The sequence below is a fragment of the Campylobacter sp. 2018MI13 genome, from assembly GCF_018501135.1.
Lineage (GTDB): Bacteria > Campylobacterota > Campylobacteria > Campylobacterales > Campylobacteraceae > Campylobacter_E.
Map to the genome: position 1 here is coordinate 1 of NZ_JAHCZC010000317.1, position 305 is coordinate 305.

A 305-nucleotide genomic window follows, 5' to 3' on the forward strand; every position below is an offset into this window, starting at 1 on the left:
GTAGGAGGAATTTTCACCTCCACTACAATTTCACTGGATCCCTCTTTGAGACAGCTCCCATCTCGTTACGCCATTCATGCAGGTCGGTATTTAACCGACAAGGAATTTCGCTACCTTAGGACCGTTAGAGTTACGGCCGCCGTTTACTCGGGCTTCGATCAAGAGCTTCGCATTGCTGCTGACCCCATCAATTAACCTTCGAGCACCGGGCAGGCGTCACACCCTATACATCCACTGACGTGTTAGCAGAGTGCTGTGTTTTTGGTAAACAGTCGGGAGGGACTCTTTGTTGTAAGTTTCCTTGC

1 rRNA gene is annotated in these 305 nt (G+C 49.8%); it reads right to left on the reverse strand.

Annotation, left to right across the window (positions count from 1 at the left end):
• Nucleotides 1–305, reverse strand: a 23S ribosomal RNA gene (locus KJQ99_RS10190); the annotation flags it as partial.